The organism is Modicisalibacter ilicicola DSM 19980 (genome assembly GCF_900128925.1).
Lineage (GTDB): Bacteria > Pseudomonadota > Gammaproteobacteria > Pseudomonadales > Halomonadaceae > Modicisalibacter > Modicisalibacter ilicicola.
Map to the genome: position 1 here is coordinate 133,444 of NZ_FQUJ01000007.1, position 23,361 is coordinate 156,804.

The following is a 23,361-nucleotide window of genomic DNA, read 5'->3' on the forward strand; positions in this document are numbered from 1 at the left end:
GGCTACCGGGTGTGATTTCACTCATCGCCCCATCATGCTCGTTCTGACACCCTATCATGCAAGCAGGAGTGGAGGCGGCATGACGTGCTACAGCCAGCCGGCCTTGCGGAATCGGTAGTAGAGCCCCCCGCAGGCCGCCCCCATCATGCCCAGCGCCACGGGGTAGCCAAGACGCCAATCGAGTTCCGGCATGTGCTCGAAGTTCATGCCCCAGATGCCGGCGAGCACCGTGGCCACGGCGAAGATGGCAGCCCAGGCCGCCAATGCCTTGTGTACCTCACCCTCGTCGATGGCCACGATCGACAAATTGACCTGGATGGCGGTGATGATGGTTTCCCGAATGGTATCCACCGACATCTCGATACGGTGAAGGTGATCGTAGACGTCGCGGAAGTACTCCTGGGTATTGGCACACAATGCCGGAACGCGTCCGCCGAAGAGATGCACCGTGGCCTCGGCAAGCGGTGTCACGGCGTGTTTCACAATCATTGCCTTGCGCTTGAGCTGATAGAGCCGCTCGATGTTGGAGCGGGCGGCTTCCTTGACGAAGATCTGCTCCTCGACGACTTCCAGCTCGGCCTCCAGGGCATCGATGACCGGAAAGTAACGATCGACGATGGCATCCATCAGGGCATAGAGCACGAAGGAGGGGCCCTGCTTGAGCAGGTGCGGCTCCCGTTCGCAGCGCGCACGCACGTCGTGGAATCCTTGTCGGGTGTGATTGCGTACGGAGAGGACGTAGTCCGGGCCCGCGAAGACCGCCACCTCGCCCTCGCAGATTTCATCGCCCTTCACCTCGAGAAGGCGCATGAAGGCGAAGAGCGCGGCACCGTACTCCTCCACCTTGGGTCGTTGCTGGCCGTGCAGGGCATCCTCGACGGCCAGCTCGTGCAGGGAAAAGACCTCGCGGAAGCTCTCGAACTCCTCGGGCTCGGGATCACACAGCGCCACCCACACGAAGCAGTCGGGCTGATTCACGTAGTCGGCGATGTCGGTCGTCTTGATGTCACCCAGCTTGCGGCCTTCCTGGTAAGCCACGCAGTTGACGATCATGGCTGCCATTCTCCTTTGCGATGCGTGCACTCGTCATTGTGGCCGATGCAGCGGAAAAGGTAGAAGGCGTGGCGAAATGAGGCTAGGTCTGGCTGGGCTCGACCTCGGTCCTGACGCGGCTGTCCAGGAACACCTGGAAGTCCTCGGGCGAGAGTGCCTTGCTGCACAGGTAGCCCTGGTACTGCTGGCCTTTCAGATCGCGGACGAACGCCAGCTGCTCCAGGGTCTCGACCCCCTCGGCGACGATCTCCAGGTTGAGACTGTGCGCCATGGCGACCACGGCCCTGAAGATGGCAGCATCCTGGACGTCGGTCATCACCCCGGAGGTGAAGGAGCGATCGATCTTGAGGCGGTCGATCGGGAAGCGCTTGAGCTGGGCCAGGTTGGAGTAGCCGGTGCCGAAGTCGTCGATGGAAAGCGCGATGCCCAGCTCGCGAAGGCGCCGCAGGATCATCGAGGCCCGATCGGGGTTCTGCATGATGGCGCTTTCCGTGAGCTCCAGCTCGAGATACTCCGGAGGAAACTGCGTCTCCTCCAGCACACGCTTGACCACCTGAACGAAGTTCTTGTTGTTGAGCTGAATGGCGGACAGGTTGACGGCCATCATCAGCAAGGGGTAGCCCTGCGCCTGCCAGGCCTGGGACTGGCGGCAGGCGGTCCTCAACACCCATTCGCCGATCGGCAGGATCAGTCCCGTGTCCTCGGCAATGGGAATGATCTCGTCCGGTGGCACGTTGCCCAGCTCCTCGTCGTACCATCGCAACAAGGCCTCTACCCCGACGATATCGCCGCTGAACACGCTGACCTTGGGCTGGTAGAACAGGGACAGCCCATCGCTTTCGATGGCCGCCCGCAAGCGGTTTTCCAGGCGCGAGCATTTGGCCGCGGCAAGCGTCATGCCGGGTTCGAAGAACTGGACATTGTTGCGCCCCGACTCCTTGGCGTGGTTCATGGCAGCATCGGCGTGGGTCATCAGGGCGTGCTTGTCCTCACCATGGGCCGGGTAGAGGCTGATGCCGATGCTGGTCGTGATGCGCACGACGTTGTCGCCGATCTGGAAGCCCTTGCTCAACGAGCTGGCGATGCGCTGGGCGACTTTCACGCTCTCGATGCGCCCGGTGTTCTCCTCGGTCACGATCATGAACTCGTCACCACCGACCCGAGCGACCATGTCGGTTTCCCGTATCGCCACCTGCAGCCGTGCGGCAACCTTCTTGATCAGCTCGTCGCCGACATGATGCCCCAACGAATCGTTGATCGCCTTGAAACGATCCAGATCGACGCAGAAGACGGCGAATTCACGTTGGGTCTTGCGGGCATTGGACTTTACCAACAGCCCCTCGAGTCGCTCCTCGAGCAACAGCCGGTTGGGCAGCTTGGTCAACTGGTCCCGGGAAACCATCGATTTCAACTCCCTGTTGGCCTTTTTCAGGGAGGTGGCAAGGTGCCCGTTGCGAGAAGCGAAGTGGGCATCGTAGATCGTCATCAGCAGCGTGGTCAGCACGAGCCCGATGGCCAGCAGGGCGATCATCAGGGCCAGACGCTCCGGCGACAAGGAACCAGACGCCAGGGCCAGGTCCTGCTCGGGCAGGTTCAGCGTGATCGCGGCATGATACAGACCGGCGATCGACACGCCGATGATCAGGGCGCTCAGCACCGTGAAGAAGGCACCGCCGATCAGCCAGACCGGCTTGACGAGCCCCTGACCGAAACGCACGCGTCCCGCCAGATAAAGGCCGACCAGTGACGCCGCGATGGCGATGCCATAGGAGAGAGTGACCAGCATGGGGTTGTAGCCAACAGGAATGGCGGTCATTGCAGTGTACCGATATAAGGGGCTGTGACAGTTCCATCTGTCTTGTAATGTGCTTGCGCTCCGTACACCTATAACGACCGCCCCGCGACAGAACTTTAATGCACGAACAAAGTTTTTCTGCTCTGCGGTCCCTTGGGATTGGGTGGGTGCCTTGGGTAGTGGCTATGCTTATCTGGGCGCCAGGCACACGAGAAAGCGACACCATCAGGGAGGCACATGGGTAGACGAGAACGAGGGCTGGAGCACTTGAAGGTGTTGCTCCCCCAGCTCTATCGCTTTTCCTTTCGCGTGCTCGACGCCTTCTTCAAGAACCGCGGCCTGCTGCTCGCCGGGGGTGTCGGCTACAACGTGCTGCTCTCTACCATTCCGTTGTTTGCCGTCATGAGCGTTCTATTGACCCATATCGTCGATGAACAGCGCCTGCTGGGCATCATCACCATACAAGCGGGGCACCTGGCGCCGGCCCACGCCGATATCTTGCTCGATGCGGTGCGCACCTTGCTCGACTCGCGGGATGTGGTGGGTATCGTGGGTACGTTGATCCTGCTTTTTTTCAGCTCGTTCGCCTTTCGCATGATCGAGGATTCGATTTCCCTGATCTTTCACCAGCCGAACCTATCGACGAAACGCCGCTTCTGGGTCTCGGCCCTGCTCCCCTATGCCTTCATGCTGATGCTGGGCGCTGGACTGCTGGCACTCACCCTGATGGTGGCGATCGGCAATGCCTTCAACGAACTGATTCTCCTGTTCTTCGGTTTCGAACTGCACTCCGCGCTGGTGTCCAAGTTGATACTCAACCTGTTCAGCTTCGTCGGCATGTTCGGTCTGTTCAGCGCCATCTACAAGATCATGCCCGTGGTCCGCATAGCCCCCAAGCGCGCCCTCATCGGAGGTTTCGTTGCCGCCCTGCTCTGGGAAATCACCCGGTTCATCCTGGTCTACTACTTCGCCAACATCTCCTTCGTCAACGCGGTTTACGGCTCCTTGGCGACCATCATCGTCGTCCTGCTGAGTCTAGAGATAGGCGCGGTCATCCTGTTGTTGGGCGCCCAGGTCATCGCCGAGCTCGAGCGCAGCGCACGCGCCAGGGTGCCCTGGCACACCGCACCGTAGCGCGGCACGGGGGTGTCAGGTCCGGCGATTCCTCGCTACGACCAGCCCCAGCCCGAGCAGGCTCGCGACCGGCAGTATCGCATCCTGGGGCAGGCCCGAACGCCAGGCCAGGACACCGCCAACGACGCCCCAGAGCACGGGGATGACCAGCAGATGATAAGGCGTTCGGCCTTGCACGAGCAGCAGCGCCCCCATCGTGAAGAGCATGGTGGGCCCCGGCGCCATGGCGAACAGACGCAGACTCTGCCAATCGTGACCAAGCAGCCAATCCACCAGTGGATACCCCACCAGCGCGTATAACAGTAGCGCCTGACCGATCCAGCCGACGCCAGCCGATCGCCAACGGTAACGCAGCTCCCTTCGTAAAACGGCCCAGGCGAACAGCAGCGCCTGCCCCAGAAAGGCGACGCCATACCACGGCGCGGCAAAGTTGAATGGTGCAAAGTGCCACCAGTGAAAGGCAATGCCTACCCAGGCCCAGGCGGCGGCCAGCAGGGCACTGAGTGCTCGGGCGCTGGCACGCTGGCCTGGCCGATAGGCCACCAGAATAAGGGCCGCCAGGGCCAGAACCTGGAAGGTCACCGCCACCGGCCAGGCCGTGCGGTTGAACTCGGCGAACAGCGCGAACAGCACTTCGGTGGAATAAGGCAGCATGGCGGCAAGCTCGAGCGGGACTAGAGACCTTCGACGTAGCGCACCATCCGTTCGCGCATCGCGGGATCGGGCAAGCGGCCATAGAGGGCGCCCATGTTCTCGTGCATGTGCTCGACCTGGGACGTGGCGGGGATGGTACAGGTCACCTCGGGTCGCGAAACGATGAACTTGAGCAGAAACTGCGGCCAGTTCGCGCAGTCGATCTCCCCGGTCCAGCCAGGCAACGGCTGACCCTGGAAACGCCGGATCAGGCGCTTCTGGCGAAAGGGACGGTTGGCGATCACCGCGATGCCTCGCTCGGCGGCCAGCGGCAACAGACGAGCCTCCGCTTCGCGGTCGAGAATGTTGTAGGTCAGCTGCACGAAGTCGATAGGCTCGTGGCGCATGATGGCCTCCAGTTCCTCGTGGCGTCGGCCGTGGGAGGTGGTCACCCCGATGTAGCGCACGCGACCACGCTCCTTCTCGTCGCGCAGGGTGCGCAGGTGCGTGCGCCATTCGACCAGGTTGTGCACCTGCATCAACTCGAAGTTGTTCACTCCCCAGAGCTTGCGTGAAGTGGCCATCTGCTCCCGGCCGCCGCCGCCCAGCCGCGTCCAGACCTTGGTGGCCGCGAACATGTCCTCGGGCTCGTCGAGCCGTTCCAGGCAGTGGCCGACCACCTCCTCGGCGGTGCCATACATCGGCGAGGAGTCGATGATTCGACCACCACGGCGGAAGAACACGCTGAGTATCTCGGCACGCTGGTTACGCAGACTCTCGAGTTCCCCGACATTGAAGGTGATCCAGGTACCCATGCCGATCACCGGCAACTGCTCGCCACTGGCGGGTATGGGCTTCGTATGGGGTGACGCTCCCCAGGCCGGCGAGATACCCAGGGCCGCAGCGCCGCCGACACAGGCCAGGGCACCGAGAAAGGCGCGCCGGCTCAAGACCGCGTGACTTCGGCTCACGCCCCCTCTCCATCGCTTCCATCGCGTGCCTGCTGCACGCGAAGCTTGGTTCGTATGAAATCGCCGTGGCGCACGAACAGCAGATCCGCCAGCTTGCGAATGCGATGCTCCTCGTAGGCGGCCAGCTCATCGTCGGAATAGGCGAGCTGCCACATCAGCTCGACCAGGGCGACCTTGTCGTCGTAGCCATAGTGATCGTTGATCAGGCGCACGAACTGGAAATGGTCCACCGCCTGCTCGGCCTCTTCGTCGGCCAGTTGCATCAACTCTTCCACGGCGCCCCGACCCAGGGCAAAGCGCTCCTGCAGCATGGTGCGCAGAATTTCTAGTTCTCGGGGGTCCTGGTGGTAATCGGCACGAACGATTTCGCAGAGCAGCGCCGCCGTGGCCAATTCGAGCGTCATCCGACGATCCTGCGCCTGCTCGGGCATGGCAAGCGCACGATTGAAGAATTGTTGGAGGGTATTCAGCATGAGAGCTCCCTGGGCCATGAAGCATTTCTTTCCACCGCTTTAGACCCGGTCGCCAGGGAAGGTTCGCCTCGGGCGCAAACCGGCACTTATCAGGACGTGCCGAATTTGCGCCTGGTGACGATTTCAGGTGTCAGCGTAGTCCTAGAAAGCTGAGGATGAACAACACAATGACGATCAGGCCGACGATATAGATGATATTTCTCATAGAGCAGTCCTTGTAATATGAGCGTGCCCTGACAGTTAAGCCCCTTCTCGCCCATTACGCCATTCGGTACCCGCCTTCTGGCTCAGAAGGTCGACAGGCCGGTGGCCTCCATGACGCGATAGAGCCAATAACGGCCGGGCGAGGGATCGGCGTAGATCGAATAGGGCAAGCTGTACAGCCGCCCCTGGCTGTTGCGCCAGTAGCGCAGGAAATATCGGGCAGCATCGGTAATGGCCGGCGTCTGGGTACTGCCTTTCAGGCGCACGCTGGTCTCCAGATTGAGGTTGTCGAGATTGCGTCGCGTGAAGTTCGCCGAGCCCAGGATCAGGGCGGCATCGCCGCTGAGCGAGCGTTTCAGCAACAGCTTGCTGTGGCACTGTTCGCCCGTGGTCGCACACCAGCGCACGGGCACCCCCGCCCGGTGCAGGCCCGTCGCCGCCTGGCGGTTGGGTATCCCGTTCTTCTCGAGACCGAAGGCATCCCGGTTGGGATCCAGCAGCACCCGCACGCGCACGCCGCGCTCGTGGGCCGAGATGACCGATTCGAGCAACTGCCGGTGAGAGAAATAGAACACTGCGATGTCGATGCGATCGCCGAGCTCGGCACTGTCGATGGCGATGCGCAGGGCGTTGCGTATCCTCGATTCCGTCAGCACTTGCAGGCGCAAGCCGTCGCTGCTGACCGGCTGCTCGATGACCGGAGTATCGAAATCGATGCGCCCACCGGACATCCTGACCACGGCCCGCTCGGTCTTGAGCAGATCGATGGCGGCCGGCCCCTGAAAGCGCAGCGCCACATTGTCGTGGGCGCTGCTGGCATCGTGAGGATTCGCCGAGGTCACCAGCCCTGTCCAGCTCTCCCCGGAATCCACCACCAGCGTCTTGCGATGGTTGGCATTGAAGTTGAGCAGTTGCAGATAGCTGCGCAAGGTCACCTCGCCCTGACCAAGGGGGTTCGGTAGCCAACCGCCCTCTTCGCTGTTGCCGAGCCAGCTGCAACACCAATACCAGAATCCCGACCAGAACGGGTTGGAAGCCCGCAGGCGTGTCAGGTCCGTCATGACGATCTTCACCCCCGCCGCGCGCAGCGCCTGCAGGTGATCGGGCTCCAGGGCGCCGTACAACGTATTGAGCGGATCGGTGATCAGTACCGCCTCGAGCCCCGGCATCTGATCCTTGCGCTGCGTCAGGGCCCTGGTGAGTTCGGAGGAAAGCGCTCGGTGGTCGTCCGTCGATTCGCCGGCGAAGTCGTTGAACAGGAACATGTCGAGCACGACCAGGCGGTTGGCCTGGCCGATCAGCCGCAGTATCTCGTCGAAGATCACCTGCTCCGAGCGGCGCTGGCCCCACTTGTCGAGATAGGTGGCATCGCCCAGGAAAGCGACGTTCTCCACCGGGCGCAGTGGCGTCGCCATGTTGATCCCCTCCGGCAACGGCTTGAAGGCCTGGTAAAGCGCCATGCCCAGGTAGGCGACGACCACCAACAGCAACAACGATCGAAACCATCGTGTCCCGGCCTCTTCCTGTCCGGTTGAATTCTTGACCCCCTTCACCACCTTCTCCCGTCATTACCGCTTATTTTGCCCATCGTTCCCCAGTATAACGATCCGACAGACATCAGGATGCAGAAATAAAGAAAGCCATGGCTCGTCGCCAAATGGCGACAAAGCGCAAGGCATCAGCGTTTATGAATCCAAAGGACCCGATTGTGCCTAAAGTTTAGTTAAATTTAGCCGAGGAAAGAGGGTGCAACACCCAACTACAGCTCAGGAAGACTCCCTCATGTCATCACCCCATCGACCTCGCCGAATCCTTCAACCCAGCCTGCAGGGCAAGATGCTGTTGCTAGCCCTGGTACCTCTGCTGATGGTGACCCTGGTCCTGGTATCGGTTGCTGGTTACAACCGTGTTCAGGATAACCGTGCCACCCTGGCCGATCAGCGCGAGCTGTTGATCGAGGCGCGCAAGAATGCCGTGAAGAATATCGTCGAGACCGCCAAGTCATCGATCGCCTCGATCGCCGCCAATGCTGGCCCCAATGACCTGGAGGCCAAGGAACGCGCCAAGGCCATCCTGCGCGACATAAGGTTCGACAATGGCAACTACATCTTCGCCTACGACTATCAGGGCACGAACCTGGTACTGCCACTATCGCAGGAGCGAGAAGGTACCGACATGCTCGACTTCCAGGACAAGAAAGGCAACTACTTGGTACGAGGCATGATCGAGGCCGCCAAAAAAGGTGGTGGCTATTACCAATATTTCTGGCCTCACCCCAGCGACGGCAATGTCGAGCCGAAGTATTCCTACGCCGCCGGTATCGAAAAGTGGGGCTGGATGCTGGGCACCGGTGTCTACATCACCGACATCGACGCCGCCATGAAAGAGATCGAGGCTGCCGCGGCCAGCGATCTTCAGCAGTCCATTCTCACGGGTATCCTTCTTGGCGCTGCAATGTTCGCCGGGGCCACGGCCATTGCCTACTGGCTGGTACGCCGTACCGTGCGGCCGATTCGCCGCACCGCAGCCGCCATGCAGGATATCGCCGAGGGCAAGGGCGATCTGACACGCCGCCTCGCCGTGGAAAGCCGTGACGAGATCGGCGAACTGGCCACCCAGTTCAATGCCTTCGTCGAGCGCATGCAGGAGACCCTGAAGGAGGTGCGCGTCAGCACCTACAGCGTCAACCAGGCCGCGAACGACATCGCCCAGGGCAGCGAGGAGCTGGCCTCGCGTACCGAGCAGGCCGCCGCCAACCTCCAGGAGACTTCGGCCTCCATGGAGGAGATCACCTCCACGGTCAATCACAGCGCCGAGTCGGCCCAGCAAGCCAACCAGCTGGTGCAGTCCACCGCCAACGTGGCGCGTCAGGGCGAAACCGTCATGACCCAGGTCGAGCGCACCATGACGGACATCAGCACCTCGGCGGACAAGATCGGCGAGATCATCACCATGATCGATGCCATCGCCTTCCAGACCAACATCCTGGCGCTCAACGCCTCGGTGGAAGCCGCCCGGGCCGGCGAGCATGGCCGTGGCTTCGCCGTGGTCGCCCAGGAGGTGCGCACCCTGGCCAGCCGCTCCAGCGACGCCTCCGGCGAGATTCGCACCCTGATCGACACCTCGGCCTCGCACACCAAATCCGGTGCCGCGCTGGTGCGCAACGCCGGCCAGACCATGCAGGAGATCGTCAAGAGCGTGGCCCGGGTCACCGACGTGATCGGCGAGATCAGCGCCGGCGCCAAGGAACAGAGCAGCGGCATCGGCCAGGTCAACACGGCGGTGATGGAGATGGACAGCATGACCCAGCAGAACGCGGCCATGGTCCAGCAGTCATCGACCGCCGCCGCCAACATGCGCCAGCACGCCCAGCGTCTCAACGACCTGATCAACTCCTTCGTGCTGGGCGACGATGGGATCGCGCATCAAAAGGCATCGACGCCGGACCCGAAGCCCCAGGCACGCCCGACCACCAGGGCGCCGGTCAAGCGCGCCGTGGTCGAGGAGGTCGAGGAGTGGGAAGACTTCTAGGATAAGTGCAACAGCAGGTGCGTGATCGCAAGACGCCTGGCCACTCGGCCAGGCGTCTTGACTCATGCCGACACACGGGTCACGAGCGGCTGGTCACTTCCAGCAGATGATAGCCGAACTGGGTCTTGACCGGGCCATGCACGGTATTCAGGTCGCCGTTGAACACCACCTTGTCGAATTCCGGCACCATCTGACCCGGGCCGAAGGTGCCCAGGTCGCCGCCGCTGCGACCCGAGGGGCAGGTGGAATGCTGCTTCGCCACCTCGGCAAAATCGCGACCGTTTTCGATTTCGGCCTTGAGTTCCTCGCACTTCGCTTCGCTATCGACCAGGATATGGCGCGCGCTTGCTTGGGACATCGTCAATTACCTCTTGCTAGTGGAGTGAAAGAGTGCCGACCACGCATCCTGACGGCGTGACGGTGTGCTGGCAAGTGTTTGCGGAAGCCGTCGCGCGACGAGATCAGCGAGTCCCGTCGATCACCTCGATACGCTCCACTTCCAGCCTGCGCCCTTCACTCGGCGCATAATGAAACCGACCGCCGACCCGCACCCGCTCGCCGAGATAGGGCGCGATGCGTTCGGCCGGGAGTACCTCGACCCGATTCAGGTCATCATCCTCGATCCAGTAATGACGCGGCGTCTCGAAAGTGCGCACCACTCCTCGGGTGTCGACTTGCTTGCCCGAGTATGCCGCTTGCCGAGTTGCCAATACCGATAGCGACACGTCGGCAGGCTTGTCGTCCGCACAGGCAACCAGTGCGATCACCAGTATGCCGATAACCCCTCTTGTGTGGCGCAAATGCATAAGCGACCCCCGCATGATCAAGCACTCGAAAGACAAGCCTTCAACATACGGACAAGACCCCGCCCCCACAATCTGACACCATGATGCCATCGATCCATGTTCGCGGAGCCCCGCCCATGCTGGACCTCACCCAGACGCCGATCACCCTGGCGCTGCTGGTCGTCAATGTCGTCGTCAGTGTCCTTGTCCTGCGAAGCCGCCCCCAGCTCATCAATACGCTGGCCTTCCGGCCCGAGCGCATCCTGCGCCACGGCGAGATCTACCGACTGGTGACCGCCGGTTTCGTGCATGTCAACGGTGCACACCTGCTGGTCAACATGCTCACGCTGTACTTCTTCGGTCCTTGGCTCGAGCTCACCCTAGGCCCGATCGGCTATCTGATCCTCTATTTCGGCTCGGAACTGGCGGCCCATGGCCTGTCGCTGGTCATCCATCGTCGCAGCAGACGCTATTCCGCGGTAGGGGCTTCCGGCGCCATCACCGGCGTGCTGTTTGCCTTCTGCCTCTACGAACCATTCAGAATGCTCTATCTCTTCTTCGCCATCCCGATTCCCGCCATCGTGTTCGCCATCGGCTTCGTGGCGATTTCGCTCTATGCGATGCAAGGTCGAGACCCGAATCAGGTCGGCGGCCTGGCCCACGAGGCGCACCTGGGCGGTGCCATCGGCGGCGTGCTCGTGACCGTATTGCTGGACCCTAGAGCATTGCCGCTATTCCTTCAGCAAGTGGGCCTCTAGCATGAACAGGACACCGATCCCCGCCGCCCTCGCCGTCGTGATCCAGGAACAGCGCGTCCTGCTGGTGAGGCGCAGAAACGAGCCGGATGCAGGGCGCTGGGGCTACCCGGGCGGGCGCATCGAGTGGGGGGAAAGCGTCTTCGAATGCGCGGTGCGCGAGCTTCGCGAGGAAACCGGCGTCATGGCCACGGCGCGGGAGCATCTGACCACGCTCGATATCATCAAGGCAGACGATGATGACCAGGTGGTACATCACTTCATCCTCAACGCGGTGATCTGCGACTATGTCTCAGGCACGCCGAGGGCCGCGGACGATGCCATGGAAGCGGCGTGGATCCCGCTGGAGGATGTCGGGGATGGAAAGCTTGCCATGAGCGACAACGTGGCGAGGATCGCGCGCCTGGCGACCGACTAGCAATGCGCGCATCAAAATAGCCCCAGCTGGCGATCGATCAGCGTCTCGAAGTCATCGCCGACGAACGGCAGGATGGCATCGGCCACCGGTTGCAGCTGACGCGTGAGGTAGTGCTGGTAGTCGATGGCCGAGCGGCGCGCTTCCAACGGCTCTGGCCCGGCGACGGTGATCACGTAGCTGATCCAGCCGCCATTCTGGTACTGGCGCGGCCGGCCGCGCTGGGTGTTATGCTCGTCGGCGAGACGCGCCGCCCGCACGTGAGGCGGTACGTTGCGTTGGTAATCGTCAAGCTTGCGGCGCAGGCGCTTGCGATAGACCAGCCGCTCGTCGAATTCGCCGGCCAGCGTTCGGCTGACGTAGTCACGCAGGTAGTCACGGTAAGGCTCACCCACGAAGATGCGCCGATAGAGCTCCTGCTGAAAGACCTTGGCCAGCGGCGACCAGTCGGCACGCACCGTCTCCAGCCCCTTGAAGGCCACTCGGTCGCTGCCATCCGCCTCGCGTACCAGTCCGGCATAGCGTTTCTTGCTGCCCGCCTCCGCGCCACGGATGGTCGGCATCAAGAAGCGTCGGAAGTGGGTCTCGAACTGCAGTTCCAGGGCACTCTCCAGGTCGTATTCCTTGCGCAGGTGCTCGCGCCACCAGGTATTCACTCGCTCGACAAGATGCCGGCCGATTCGCGCCGCCTCGTCCTCCGCCTGGGCACTGCCCAACCAGACGAAGGTGGAGTCGGTGTCCCCATAGATGACGGTATGGCCCTCGGCCTCGATCAGCGCCCGGGTACGGTTCATGATCGCGTGACCGCGCAGGGTGATCGACGATGCCAGGCGCGGGTCGAAGAAGCGACACCCCCTGGCGCCCAGCACGCCGTAGAAGGAGTTCATGATGATCTTCAGCGCCTGGACGAGCGGCGCATTGCCCTCGCGCCTGGCGGCCTCACGGCCCTGCCACACCCGCGCCACCATGTCGGGCAGTGCGTGGCGCGTGCGCGAGAAACGCGCCCCGATGAACCCCGGCACCGAATGGATGTCATCGGGCTCGCGCAGGCCCTCGATCAGCCCCACCGGGTCGATCAGGAAGGTGCGGATGATCGAGGGGTACAGACTCTTGAAGTCCAGCACCAGCACCGAGTCGTAAAGGCCGGGGCGCGAATCCATCACGTAGCCGCCGGGGCTGGCCTCACCGTGCCCGTCGCCCAGGTTGGGGGCAACGAAGCCCAGCCGATGCATGCGCGGCAGATAGAGATGCGAGAAGGCTGCCACCGAGCCACCGCTGCGATCCGCAGGCAGGCCGGTCACGGTGGCGCGCTCGAGCAGGAAGTCGATCAGTTTGGTATGCGCGAAGATGCGCGTGACCAGTTCACAGTCCTTGAGGTTGTAACGGGCCAGCGCCGGTTTGTCCTCGGCGAACATGCGGTTGATGTCCTCCATGCGCTGGTAGGGATTGTCGATCGCCTTGCCCTCCCCCAGCAGTGCCTGGGCGACGTTTTCCAGGCTGAACGACGCAAAGCTCCAGGTCGCCGAGCGCAGCGCCTCGATACCATCGACGATCAACCGTCCGGGGGCACCAGCGAAAAAGTGATTGGGCTGGTTGCCATGGGCACGCCACTCCATCGGCGTGCCGCCACGCCCCAGCAGCAGCGGCACACCGAGGCGCTCGGCGTGCCGCTGTAGAATGCGCAGATCGAACTGCACGACGTTCCAGCCGATGATCGCATCCGGATCGTGTCGTGCCACCCAGGCGTTGAGACACTCGAGCAGCGCCTCGCGGCTTTCACAATAATGGAGAGAGAAGTCGATGGAAGCAGCGGCTTCATCCTGCCCTTTGGCCGGTCCGAGCATATAGACTTGCCGCTCGCCGCAGCCCTCCAGCGCGATGGAATAAAGCTCACCCCGCTCACTGGTCTCGATATCCAGTGAGGCCAGCCTGAGACGCGGGCGATACTCCGGCGCGGGCTTGAGATGCGCCTCGTCCAGCGAGTCGTCCGCCGTCGCCTTGCCGGCAAACCGCACCGGGGCAGTAATGAAGCGCTCCATCAGATAGCGCTCCGGCGGGCGGATATCGGCCTCGTAAACATCGACGCCCGCCTCCTTCAGGCGTCGCTCGAGGCTCATCAACTGGCGATGATGATGGCAGTAGAGCCCCAGCACCGGGCGCTGATGAAAATCGCGAAGCTCGAGGGTGCGCAGTTCGACGCCTGCCTCGCCGCTCAGCACTCGCTCGGCCCGGGGGCGTTGCTCCACGGGAATGAACGCTACCGACGGCTGAGCCGGCAAACGCACGTAGCGAGGGCCGGCATCGGTGGCCAGCCAGAACGACACCTCGGTGCCCGCAGGCGTGTCCTGCCAATGGCGGGTGAGAACGAAGCCTTGTTGCTCCACGGTGGAAGATCGATGAGAGGATTTGGAGGCATGGTACCGGGTGTGGCGCATGTTGTCTCACGCGCGAGAGCGCAAGCATGGATCGTGTCGGGCCAAGGGGAATCCCCTGTGCTAGGGTTGGCATCAGTGACGTGACACTCTCGCGATGAAAAATACTTGAGACCGGCCTCGGTCGAGGCCATTATCTGCGCCCTCGCGTTCGCCTCGCAGGGCGGACGCGAGACCAGGACCGGGGTGGCATCGGGCCGGGGTGCGGAGCGCGCCACGACCGATAAGACCCTACCACTGTGAACTTTCCCGATCTGGAAGCGAACCCATGAGCAAAGTTCTGATTATTGGCGCCGGCGGCGTCGGTGGTGTCGTGACTCACAAGTGCGCGCAGCACCCCGAGGTGTTCAGCGAGATCTGCCTGGCCAGTCGCAACGAAGCGAAGTGCAAGGCGATTGCAGGCCAACTGGACCGTCCCATCCAGACGGCACAGGTCGATGCCGACGACATCGAGGCGCTGGTGGCACTGATCGAATCGTTCAAGCCGGATGTGCTGATCCACGTGGCCCTGCCCTATCAGGACCTGGCCATCATGGAAGCCTGCCTGCGCACCGGTGTGCCCTACCTGGACACCGCCAACTACGAGCACCCGGACGAGGCCAAGTTCGAGTACAAGGAGCAGTGGGCCTTTCAGGAGCGCTATGCCCACGCAGGCAACATGGCGACCCTGGGCTGCGGCTTCGATCCCGGCATGACCAACATCTACTGCGCCTACGGCCAGAAGAACCTGTTCGACGAGATCCACCGCATCGACATCCTGGACGCCAACGGCGGCGACCACGGCTACCCGTTTGCCACCAACTTCAACCCGGAGATCAACATTCGCGAGATCACCGCGAATGGCCGCTACTGGGAGAAGGGCGAGTGGAAGGAGACCGCCCCCCTGGCCGAGAAGCGCAAGTTCGACTTCGACGGCATCGGCGAGAAGGACCTCTACCTGCTCTACCACGAGGAGCTCGAATCTCTCAGCCAGAACATCAAGGGACTGGAGCGCATCCGCTTCTGGATGACCTTCTCCGAGAAGTACATCACCCACTTGAAGGTGCTGGAAAACGTCGGCATGACCCGCATCGAGCCGATCGAGGTCGAGGGCTGCAAGATCTCTCCGCTGCAGTTTCTCAAGTCGGTACTGCCCGATCCGGCGTCGCTCGGCCCGCGCACCAAGGGAAAGACCAATATCGGCGTGATCCTCGACGGCATCAAGGACGGCAAGCGGCGCAAGGTGCACATCTATAACATCTGCGACCACGAGGCGAGCTACCGGGAGGTCAAGTCCCAGGCGATCTCCTACACCACCGGCGTGCCCGCCGTGACCGGCGCCATGCTGATGCTCGAGGGCATCTGGAAGGGGGAAGGCGTATTCAACGTCGAGCAGCTCGACCCCGACCCGTTCATGGCACGCATCGGCGACATGGGCCTGCCGTGGCAGATGGTCGAGCTCGACCCCGACTCCGACCCGCTGGCCTGATCTACGATGACGGACAAGAGCTACCCGTTCGACAGCTATCCGTTTGACATTCAGGCCTGCCCGTCGCCGGCCTACGTGGTCGACGACGCCCTGCTGCGCCGCAACCTGGAGCGGCTGGGCCAGGTCCAGGCGGAAAGCGGCGCCAGGATCCTCCTGGCGCTGAAAGGCTTCGCCATGTGGGACACCTTCCCGATGGTGAGGGAGTACCTGATGGGCACCACCTCCAGCGGCCAGGACGAAGCCCGCCTCGGCGCCGAGACCTTCGGCGGCGAGGTGCACGTCTACTCGCCGGCCTTCACCGCGCCGGAGATGGACATGGTGCTGCGCTATGCGGACCACATCAGCTTCAACTCGCCGGGCCAGTGGCGACGCTTTCGCGACACGGTCGCGGCGGCGCCGCGCCGGGTCTCCTGTGGACTGCGGGTCAATCCCGAGCACTCCACCGGCGAAGTCCCGCTCTACGACCCTTGCGCACCGGGCTCACGGCTCGGCACCCGGGCCGCGAACCTGAGGCCGGGGGATCTCGACGGGCTGGAGGGGCTGCATTTCCACACCCTGTGCGAGCAGAACAGCGATGCCCTCGAGGCCACGCTGGCCGCCTTCGAGGCCAAGTTCGGCCACCACCTCTCCGCCATGCGCTGGGTGAACTTCGGCGGCGGCCATCACATCACCCGGGCCGATTACGACGCGGCACGACTGGTGCGACTGGTCCGCGACTTCAAGGCGCGTCATCCGCACCTCGAGGTCTACCTGGAGCCGGGCGAGGCGATCGCCCTGAACACCGGCTTTTTGGTGTGCAGCGTGCTGGACATCGTCGACGACGAGGTGCCCAACGTCATTCTCGACACTTCCGCTACCGCCCACATGCCCGACGTGCTGGAAATGCCCTACCGACCCGAGATCATCGGTGGCGGCAAGCCGGGCGAGAAGGCCCATACTTACCGCCTGGGCGGCACCACCTGCCTGGCCGGCGACGTGGTCGGCGACTACTCGTTCGACGTCCCGCTCGCCATCGGCGACCGGCTGGTGTTTACCGACATGGCCCACTACACCATGGTCAAGAACACCACCTTCAACGGCATTCGCCTGCCGTCGATCTGCCGGGTCGACGAGACGAGCCGCGAAGTGCGCACGGTCAAGAGCTTCGGTTACGTGGACTACATGCAGCGGTTGAGTTGAGTCGACAGGAAGGCGAGCCATAAACCCGCCCCCGGATGCAGCCCGCCGCCAGGCGGGCTACAATCGTCCTTTCGTCCTTGCCGACGTCCATTCTTCGTTCCCGTTTTCAGTCACTAGAGCCATCATGCCGACTACCGCCAACGCCCAGCGCAAGATCCTGGTCACCAGCGCCCTGCCCTACGCCAACGGCTCGATCCACCTGGGCCACCTGCTGGAGTACATCCAGACCGACATCTGGGTGCGCTTCCAGAAGAGTCGCGGCCACGAGTGCTATTATGTCTGCGCCGACGACGCCCACGGCACCGCCATCATGCTGCGCGCCGAGCAGGAAGGCATCACCTCGGAGCAGCTGATCGCGCGGGTCTCGAAGGAGCATCAGGCGGATTTCGCGCGCTTCGGGGTGGCCTTCGACAACTATCATTCCACCCATTCGGAAGAGAACCGTCTTCACAGCGAGCGCATCTATACCGCGCTGCGCGACGCCGGGCACATCGCGACCCGGGACATCGAGCAGATGTACGACCCGGTGAAGGGGCTGTTCCTGGCCGATCGCTTCATCAAGGGCACCTGCCCCAAGTGCAGGACGCCGGATCAGTACGGCGACAACTGCGAGGCGTGCGGTACCACCTACACCCCGGCGGAGCTGATCGATCCGGTCTCGGCGATCTCCGGCGCCACGCCGGAAGTGCGCAGCTCCACCCACTACTTCTTCAAGCTCCCGGATTTCGAGGAGTTCCTGAAAGGCTGGGTTCACCCCGGCCATGTGCAGCCGCAGATCGCCAACAAGCTGCAGGAGTGGTTCGAGTCCGGCCTGAACGAGTGGGATATCTCCCGGGATGCCCCCTACTTCGGCTTCGAGATCCCCGACGCGCCGGGCAAGTACTTCTATGTGTGGCTGGACGCGCCGATCGGCTATCTCGCCAGCTTCCAGAACCTGTGCGATCGCGAGGGCATCGACTTCGACAGCTACTGGCAGCGGGACTCCGAGGCCGAGGTCTACCACTTCATCGGCAAGGACATCGTCTACTTCCATGCGCTGTTCTGGCCGGCGATGCTCGAAGGCGCCGGACTGCGCACGCCCACCGCCGTCAATTGCCACGGCTTCGTCACCGTCAACGGCGCGAAGATGTCCAAGTCGCGGGGCACCTTCATCAAGGCCGAGACCTACGCGGAGTACCTGAATCCGGAGTACCTGCGCTACTACTTCGCCGCCAAGCTGACCTCGCGGGTCGACGACCTGGACCTCAACCTCGAGGACTTCGCCTACCGGGTGAACTCGGACCTGGTCGGCAAGGTGGTCAACATCGCCAGCCGCTGTGCCGGCTTCGTCAAGAAGCTCGGCGATGGCAGGCTCTCCGCGCAGTGCGCCGAGCCGGACCTGGTGGAGCGCTTCATCGCCGCCGGCGACACCATCGCCGCGGATTACGAAGCCCGCGAGTTCGGTCGCGCGATGCGCAAGATCATGGAACTGGCCGACGAGGCCAACGCCTACATCGCCGACAAGGAGCCCTGGGTGCTGGCCAAGCAGTCAGGCGGCGAGCAGGAGGTGCTGGACATCTGCTCGGTGGGCATCAACCTGTTCCGCCAGTTGATGGTCTATCTCGCCCCGGTGGTGCCCAAGATGGCCAAGGACACCCGGGCATTCCTCAACCTCGAATCCCTCGACTGGCAGAGCCGGGAAAGCGTGCTGAGGGATCACGCCATCAACAAGTTCAAGCCGCTGATGACCCGCATCGAGCGCGACAAGATCGATGCGATGATCGAGGCCTCCAAGGAAGACTTGGCGGAGGAGAAGAAATTGAAAGAGACACCCAAGGGCCCCTTGACCGACAACCCCATCGCTCCGGAGATCGGCTTCGAGGACTTCGCCAAGGTCGACCTGCGCATCGTGCGCATCGCCAAGGCCGAGTACGTCGAGGGCGCCGACAAGCTGCTCAAGCTGACCCTGGACCTGGGCGGCGAGACACGCACGGTCTTCTCGGGCATTCGCTCGGCCTATGCCCCGGAAGCGCTGGAAGGCCACCTGACGGTGATGGTCGCCAACCTCGCGCCGCGCAAGATGCGCTTCGGCATCTCGGAAGGCATGGTGCTGGCTGCCGGCGACGGTGACGGCATCTACCTGCTGGAACCGCACGCGGGCGCCGAGCCGGGCAACCGCGTGACCTGAGACTTTCGGCATCACTGCCTCGCACGTCGGTCGAGCCGGCGTGCACCACTCGGGCACCGTGGTCGATGCCCGGGTGCCACCTTGCCCTGCGCTGAACTCGTGAGGACTCATTAAACTTAAGCGCTGCCTCGCCGATAACAACAAGCATCGAGCGGAGACTGGGTCCGCCAAACCACCTTCACCGCGACGGCACTGTTCATGTCCCGAGTCCTGGCATCGCTACGTTATCGCTTCCTCCTGGCCTTGAGTGTCGTGCTGCTACTGGCGTTGGCCGCGCTGGGGTTCATCGCCCAGCAGCTGATCCTCCCCGCCCTGCTGGCCGAGGAGGATGAATACGCCGCCGCGGAAATCGACCGAGCGCTTCTTGCCATCGACAACGAACTCGACCATCTGTATCTGCTCAACAGGGACTGGGGTGTCTGGGACGACACCCATGCCTTCATGCAAGAAGAAGCGCCCCAGTATCAAGCCTCCAACCTGGCGCAAGGCGCTGTTTTCGACGAGGCCAATCTGCGCCTGATGATCTTTCTCGATGCCGATGCGGCGCCACACCTGATCGCCGGCATCGACCCTGCCAATGGCGCCTACACCGCCTGCCCCGCGCCCACCGGGGAGTGTGCCTGGACGGTCCCCATGGTGGCCTCGCTGCAGAAACGCATTCACGACGGTGTGGAACCAGGCAGAGCGGCCTGGCTACAGGCCTCTCCCGAACTCGGGTTGATGAGCGTCTCGCCCATCCTCGAGAGTGATGGCAGCGGGCCTTCCCTGGGCTGGCTGTCGATGATCCGCGAGATGGATGCCGCCTGGCTGTCGAAGCTCAAGCGGAACACGGGGCTGAACCTGTCTCTCACCGCGCCCCGGGATGGACCGGTTCCGCTGGGCGCCAGCATCCGCCGTGACGACTCCCGGACGATGACCGCCGTTCGGGAAATCCAGGCCTCGCCGGCCGGCTCTCGCATCAGGCTGCAGATCACGCTTCCTCGCCAAGGCTTCAAGAGCAGCCTGGACACCCTGCTCTTCGCGCTCTACTGGACCATCGGCCTATTGGTCGTCGTCGTCATCGTGGTGCTGATACTGCTGGAGCGCATGATCCTCGCCCCGCTGCGTCACTTCGCGGCCTTTGCCCAGGATATCGACACGCTGGCCAGAAACGACATGCCACCCGGCTTGAGGGCGCGGCACGACGAGATCGGCAAGCTCGCCCGCAAGTTTCAGCACCTTCTCGAACATCAACGGCAACGTACCTCCTCCCTGGTGGAACTCTCCCAGCACGATCCTCTTACCGGGCTGGCCAATCGGCGCCTGTTCGACGAGCGGATAGACCATGCGCTGGAGGCCGCTCGGTCAGACCGGCGCCATGTCGCGCTTTTGATGATCGATATCGACCACTTCAAGGCCTACAACGATCATTACGGGCACCCGGCCGGGGACGCCTGCCTGAAGGTCGTCGCCGAAACCATGCGCAAGCATTTCAACCAGTCCGGGCAGCTGGTCGCCCGCACCGGTGGCGAGGAGTTCACGATCATCCTGCCCGGGACGACACCGGCCGAGAGCACCGCCCGGGCAGACGAACTGCGCATGGCCATCGAGTCCCTGGCCCTCCCCCATGCCGGCTCGCCACACGCATCGTTACTGACGGTCAGCATCGGTGTCGCGACGGCTTCGCCCCAGGAGCGCTGCAGTGCCGCTCAACTGATCCAGGCAGCCGACGACGCGCTCTACGAAGCGAAGCAGGCCGGGCGCAACTGCACCCGGCTGATGGCTCGACAGGTGACTGCAACGGCCTGAGCCCGCGAATCTCGTGACGAGGTGGATCATGCCCGGCCTTGCCAGGCCGCATTTCCACCGAGTTTTCATTTTTCTCGATACGGTGATGCACGGCCTGGGCGTTATCCTGAACAAACAAGGAACGGTGTCGCCGAACGACGACCCGCCGTCGAGGCCATCGAATCGGCTTCGACGGCGGATCAGGCGTATCGCAACAACACAAGGCACAGGGAGCGGCAAGGTATGCTGGTCGTCGAATCATGGCGTTGATTTTCGATTCCCTGCGGTATCGCTTCTTCCTTGCCATGAGCGTCCTGCTGCTAGTGGCCGTGACATCGTTGGTCCTGATCGCCCATCACCTGGCGATTCCTGCCCTGCTCGCCGAGGAGGAAGTCTACGCCACGGCAGAACTCGATCGCGCAATGCGGGCCATCGGCAACGAGCTGGGGCACCTGAGCCTGCTCAACAAGGACTGGGCCATCTGGGATGACAGCTACGCCTTCCTCACGGGTGAGGCAGGAGACTACCTGGAATCCAACGTCGCGGACGGGCTGGTCTTCGAGGATGCCGACCTGAGCCTGCTGGTCTTTCTCGAAACCGACGGCTCCCCCCACTGGATCGCCGGCATCGACCCCGCGAACCAACGCTATACCTCTTGTCCAGGCCCCACCGAGGCCTGTACCTGGACGGCGCCTGTCCTCGAATCACTGCAAGGCCGTATCGCGAATGGCCTGAGCGACGAGACCCGGCTCTGGCTGCACGCCCACCCGCAACCGGGATTGGTCAGTGTCTGGCCAATCGTCAGGAGCAACGGTGCGGGGCCGGCCGTGGGCTGGCTGCTGATGATGCGCCCCATGGATACCGCCTGGCTGGGGAGAGTGAGGGAGGGGTTCGGTCTGGCCCTGGCCGTCGAGGCCATCGCGAGCGATGCGCCCGCGCCTCGACAGGAGATCGCACGCGAGGGGTCGCAGACCCTGATTGCCCTGCGTCGTGTCCCCGCAGCGCCCCCGGGTCACGCGTTGGAACTTCGCGTCGAGCTGCCCCGGCACGCTTTCAGAGCGAGGCTCGACGATCTGCGCCTGACCCTCTACTGGGTCGTGGGACTTGTGGTCCTCGTCGTGGTGCTGGTCCTGCTGGAAAGAATGATTCTTTCCCCCCTGCGCCAGCTTGCGACCTTCACGCAACACGTGCAGCAGAGAGGCGACATCGATCCGCCACGATCGCTGCTCCAGCGCCGCGACGAGATCGGCGTGCTGGCACGCAAGTTCCAGCAGCTTCTCGAACGCCAGCGCTGCCAGACCTCGTCGCTGATCGAGCTGTCCCAGCACGATGCATTGACCGGCCTCGGCAACCGGCGCCTGTTCGACCATCGACTCGAGGAAGCCATTGATATTGCCAATCTCAGCGGCCGATCCGTGGTCCGGCTCATGGTCGATATCGACCACTTCAAGGCCTACAACGACCGCTACGGGCACCCGGCAGGCGACAAGTGCCTGAAAACCGTCGCCGCCGCCATGGGCCAACACTTTTCCCTTCCCCAGCAGCTGGTCGCCCGCACCGGCGGCGAAGAATTCATGATCATCCTTCCCGACACATCCCTCGAGGCCGGCAGCCGGCAGGCGGAAACCCTGCGCCGGGCCATCGAGGCCCTGGCCCTGCCCCACGCGGCCTCCACGGCGAGCTCGGTGATCACGATCAGCATCGGGGTCGCCCGGTATTTTCCCGGCCAGGCACGCGATATCGAAGGATTGACCCGTGCCGTCGACGATGCCCTGTATGCCGCCAAGCAGGGGGGACGCAACCGGGTCAGGCGGGAGGCAGGGTGAACCGAGCCGGGGGGCCGGCCGACGGTATTCCCGTGGCCACCTGGGGCGTATAATGAGATCACTCTCTACCCATGGCAGCATCCCGTTGATGCGGGACGGACGTGCAAGAAGGGGCCATGGCATGTCGATCGACTGGCAATGACCGAATACTTCCTGATCCTGGTGAGCACCGTTCTGGTCAACAACTTCGTGCTGGTGCAGTTTCTCGGGCTGTGCCCGTTCATGGGCGTGTCCAACAAGCTGGAATCCGCCATGGGCATGTCCCTGGCCACCACCTTCGTGCTGACCCTGTCGTCGATCGTCAGCTACCTGACGTTCCACTACCTGCTGGCGCCCCTGGGGCTCGAATACCTGCGCACCATCGCCTTCATCATGGTCATCGCCGTGGTGGTGCAGTTCACCGAGATGATGGTCAGAAAGACCAGTCCCCTGCTCTATCAGGTGCTGGGCATCTTTTTGCCGCTGATTACCACCAACTGCGCGGTACTGGGGGTAGCGCTGCTGTCGCTCAATCGCCAGTCGAGCTTCATGGAGGCAGCGCTCTATGGCTTCGGTGCGGCGCTGGGCTTTTCCCTGGTGCTGGTGCTGTTCGCTGCGATGCGCGAGCGCCTGGTGCTGGCCGACGTGCCGCGTCCGTTTCGCGGCGCGGCGATCGCCATGATCACCGCGAGCCTGATGTCGCTGGCCTTCATGGGGTTCAGTGGATTAGTACAAATCTAAACGCAATAGGGTTTCAAACGTGCTCGAACTGCTCGCCGACAACGATATCCTGG

Annotated in this window: 19 protein-coding genes; 10 read left to right on the top strand and 9 right to left on the bottom strand. The window is 63.1% G+C overall.

The window, feature by feature from the left end; translation table 11 throughout:
- Window positions 1-87: 87 nt before the first annotated feature.
- The gene (gene corA / locus BUA41_RS09530; protein ID WP_072822145.1) at window positions 88-1,053 is read right to left on the bottom strand and encodes a magnesium/cobalt transporter CorA; all 966 of its coding nucleotides are present in this window, start codon (window positions 1,051-1,053) and stop codon (window positions 88-90) included.
- An 82-nt stretch (window positions 1,054-1,135) separates the two neighbouring features.
- Window positions 1,136-2,869, bottom strand: coding sequence for a bifunctional diguanylate cyclase/phosphodiesterase (locus tag BUA41_RS09535; protein ID WP_072822147.1), 1,734 nt, complete (start codon window positions 2,867-2,869; stop codon window positions 1,136-1,138).
- A gap of 216 nt (window positions 2,870-3,085) precedes the next feature.
- Here BUA41_RS09535 and BUA41_RS09540 point away from each other — a divergent pair, with 216 nt between their 5' ends.
- Window positions 3,086-3,982, top strand: a complete 897-nt coding sequence (locus BUA41_RS09540; protein WP_072822149.1) for a YihY/virulence factor BrkB family protein — start codon at window positions 3,086-3,088, stop codon at window positions 3,980-3,982.
- Window positions 3,983-3,997: 15 nt separating this feature from the next.
- Here BUA41_RS09540 and BUA41_RS09545 read toward each other — a convergent pair whose 3' ends face one another.
- The 4 genes from BUA41_RS09545 to BUA41_RS09560 form a co-directional block, all read right to left on the bottom strand.
- A complete protein-coding gene (locus BUA41_RS09545) occupies window positions 3,998-4,636 on the bottom strand; it encodes a DUF6064 family protein (RefSeq protein ID WP_072822151.1) in 639 nt (212 codons plus the stop codon).
- Window positions 4,637-4,656: 20 nt separating this feature from the next.
- Window positions 4,657-5,586, bottom strand: a complete 930-nt coding sequence (locus BUA41_RS09550; RefSeq protein WP_072822153.1) for an aldo/keto reductase — start codon at window positions 5,584-5,586, stop codon at window positions 4,657-4,659.
- On the bottom strand, window positions 5,583-6,059 hold the full coding sequence (locus tag BUA41_RS09555; RefSeq protein WP_072822315.1) for a tellurite resistance TerB family protein: 477 nt from the start codon (window positions 6,057-6,059) through the stop codon (window positions 5,583-5,585). The genes BUA41_RS09550 and BUA41_RS09555 overlap by 4 nt, the downstream gene beginning before the upstream one ends.
- A gap of 287 nt (window positions 6,060-6,346) precedes the next feature.
- A complete protein-coding gene (locus BUA41_RS09560; RefSeq protein ID WP_072822155.1) occupies window positions 6,347-7,816 on the bottom strand; it encodes a phospholipase D-like domain-containing protein in 1,470 nt (489 codons plus the stop codon).
- A gap of 229 nt (window positions 7,817-8,045) precedes the next feature.
- Here BUA41_RS09560 and BUA41_RS09565 point away from each other — a divergent pair, with 229 nt between their 5' ends.
- Window positions 8,046-9,794: a methyl-accepting chemotaxis protein gene (locus BUA41_RS09565; RefSeq protein WP_072822157.1), complete on the top strand. Its 1,749-nt coding sequence runs from the start codon at window positions 8,046-8,048 to the stop codon at window positions 9,792-9,794.
- A 79-nt stretch (window positions 9,795-9,873) separates the two neighbouring features.
- Here BUA41_RS09565 and BUA41_RS09570 read toward each other — a convergent pair whose 3' ends face one another.
- Window positions 9,874-10,152 (bottom strand): peptidylprolyl isomerase, encoded by a 279-nt coding sequence (locus BUA41_RS09570; RefSeq protein WP_072822159.1) that lies wholly within the window; start codon window positions 10,150-10,152, stop codon window positions 9,874-9,876.
- 103 nt (window positions 10,153-10,255) lie between these two features.
- On the bottom strand, window positions 10,256-10,561 hold the full coding sequence (locus BUA41_RS09575; protein WP_245791891.1) for a hypothetical protein: 306 nt from the start codon (window positions 10,559-10,561) through the stop codon (window positions 10,256-10,258).
- 155 nt (window positions 10,562-10,716) lie between these two features.
- Between BUA41_RS09575 and BUA41_RS09580 the strand changes: the two genes are divergently transcribed.
- Both BUA41_RS09580 and BUA41_RS09585 read left to right on the top strand, forming a co-directional pair.
- The gene (locus BUA41_RS09580) at window positions 10,717-11,337 is read left to right on the top strand and encodes a rhomboid family intramembrane serine protease (RefSeq protein ID WP_084671374.1); all 621 of its coding nucleotides are present in this window, start codon (window positions 10,717-10,719) and stop codon (window positions 11,335-11,337) included.
- 1 nt (window position 11,338) lies between these two features.
- On the top strand, window positions 11,339-11,752 hold the full coding sequence (locus BUA41_RS09585; protein ID WP_072822164.1) for an NUDIX hydrolase: 414 nt from the start codon (window positions 11,339-11,341) through the stop codon (window positions 11,750-11,752).
- A gap of 11 nt (window positions 11,753-11,763) precedes the next feature.
- Here BUA41_RS09585 and BUA41_RS09590 read toward each other — a convergent pair whose 3' ends face one another.
- Window positions 11,764-14,184, bottom strand: a complete 2,421-nt coding sequence (locus BUA41_RS09590; RefSeq protein ID WP_072822166.1) for a DNA polymerase II — start codon at window positions 14,182-14,184, stop codon at window positions 11,764-11,766.
- Window positions 14,185-14,449: 265 nt separating this feature from the next.
- On the opposite strand from BUA41_RS09590, the gene BUA41_RS09595 reads away from it, so the two are divergent.
- The 6 genes from BUA41_RS09595 to rsxA all read left to right on the top strand — a co-directional run bounded on the left by BUA41_RS09595 (window position 14,450) and on the right by rsxA (window position 23,308).
- Complete coding sequence (locus tag BUA41_RS09595; RefSeq protein WP_072822168.1) at window positions 14,450-15,649, top strand: saccharopine dehydrogenase family protein; 1,200 nt, start codon at window positions 14,450-14,452, stop codon at window positions 15,647-15,649.
- Window positions 15,650-15,655: 6 nt separating this feature from the next.
- On the top strand, window positions 15,656-16,828 hold the full coding sequence (nspC, locus tag BUA41_RS09600; RefSeq protein ID WP_072822170.1) for a carboxynorspermidine decarboxylase: 1,173 nt from the start codon (window positions 15,656-15,658) through the stop codon (window positions 16,826-16,828).
- 124 nt (window positions 16,829-16,952) lie between these two features.
- A complete protein-coding gene (gene metG, locus BUA41_RS09605; RefSeq protein ID WP_072822172.1) occupies window positions 16,953-18,995 on the top strand; it encodes a methionine--tRNA ligase in 2,043 nt (680 codons plus the stop codon).
- Between the two features lie 198 nt (window positions 18,996-19,193).
- Window positions 19,194-20,783, top strand: coding sequence for a GGDEF domain-containing protein (locus BUA41_RS09610; RefSeq protein WP_072822174.1), 1,590 nt, complete (start codon window positions 19,194-19,196; stop codon window positions 20,781-20,783).
- A gap of 239 nt (window positions 20,784-21,022) precedes the next feature.
- Window positions 21,023-22,588, top strand: a complete 1,566-nt coding sequence (locus BUA41_RS09615) for a diguanylate cyclase domain-containing protein (protein ID WP_072822176.1) — start codon at window positions 21,023-21,025, stop codon at window positions 22,586-22,588.
- Between the two features lie 138 nt (window positions 22,589-22,726).
- Complete coding sequence (rsxA, locus tag BUA41_RS09620; RefSeq protein WP_072822178.1) at window positions 22,727-23,308, top strand: electron transport complex subunit RsxA; 582 nt, start codon at window positions 22,727-22,729, stop codon at window positions 23,306-23,308.
- Window positions 23,309-23,361: the final 53 nt, after the last annotated feature.

Coding starts and splice junctions, on each gene's coding strand:
- corA (WP_072822145.1), bottom strand. CDS start 1,053: ATGATCGTCAACTGCGTGGCTTACCAGGAAGGCCGCAAGCTGGGTGAC.
- BUA41_RS09535 (WP_072822147.1), bottom strand. CDS start 2,869: ATGACCGCCATTCCTGTTGGCTACAACCCCATGCTGGTCACTCTCTCC.
- BUA41_RS09540 (WP_072822149.1), top strand. CDS start 3,086: ATGGGTAGACGAGAACGAGGGCTGGAGCACTTGAAGGTGTTGCTCCCC.
- BUA41_RS09545 (WP_072822151.1), bottom strand. CDS start 4,636: ATGCTGCCTTATTCCACCGAAGTGCTGTTCGCGCTGTTCGCCGAGTTC.
- BUA41_RS09555 (WP_072822315.1), bottom strand. CDS start 6,059: ATGCTGAATACCCTCCAACAATTCTTCAATCGTGCGCTTGCCATGCCC.
- BUA41_RS09565 (WP_072822157.1), top strand. CDS start 8,046: ATGTCATCACCCCATCGACCTCGCCGAATCCTTCAACCCAGCCTGCAG.
- BUA41_RS09570 (WP_072822159.1), bottom strand. CDS start 10,152: ATGTCCCAAGCAAGCGCGCGCCATATCCTGGTCGATAGCGAAGCGAAG.
- BUA41_RS09580 (WP_084671374.1), top strand. CDS start 10,717: ATGCTGGACCTCACCCAGACGCCGATCACCCTGGCGCTGCTGGTCGTC.
- BUA41_RS09585 (WP_072822164.1), top strand. CDS start 11,339: ATGAACAGGACACCGATCCCCGCCGCCCTCGCCGTCGTGATCCAGGAA.
- BUA41_RS09590 (WP_072822166.1), bottom strand. CDS start 14,184: ATGCGCCACACCCGGTACCATGCCTCCAAATCCTCTCATCGATCTTCC.
- BUA41_RS09595 (WP_072822168.1), top strand. CDS start 14,450: ATGAGCAAAGTTCTGATTATTGGCGCCGGCGGCGTCGGTGGTGTCGTG.
- nspC (WP_072822170.1), top strand. CDS start 15,656: ATGACGGACAAGAGCTACCCGTTCGACAGCTATCCGTTTGACATTCAG.
- metG (WP_072822172.1), top strand. CDS start 16,953: ATGCCGACTACCGCCAACGCCCAGCGCAAGATCCTGGTCACCAGCGCC.
- BUA41_RS09610 (WP_072822174.1), top strand. CDS start 19,194: ATGTCCCGAGTCCTGGCATCGCTACGTTATCGCTTCCTCCTGGCCTTG.
- BUA41_RS09615 (WP_072822176.1), top strand. CDS start 21,023: ATGGCGTTGATTTTCGATTCCCTGCGGTATCGCTTCTTCCTTGCCATG.
- rsxA (WP_072822178.1), top strand. CDS start 22,727: ATGACCGAATACTTCCTGATCCTGGTGAGCACCGTTCTGGTCAACAAC.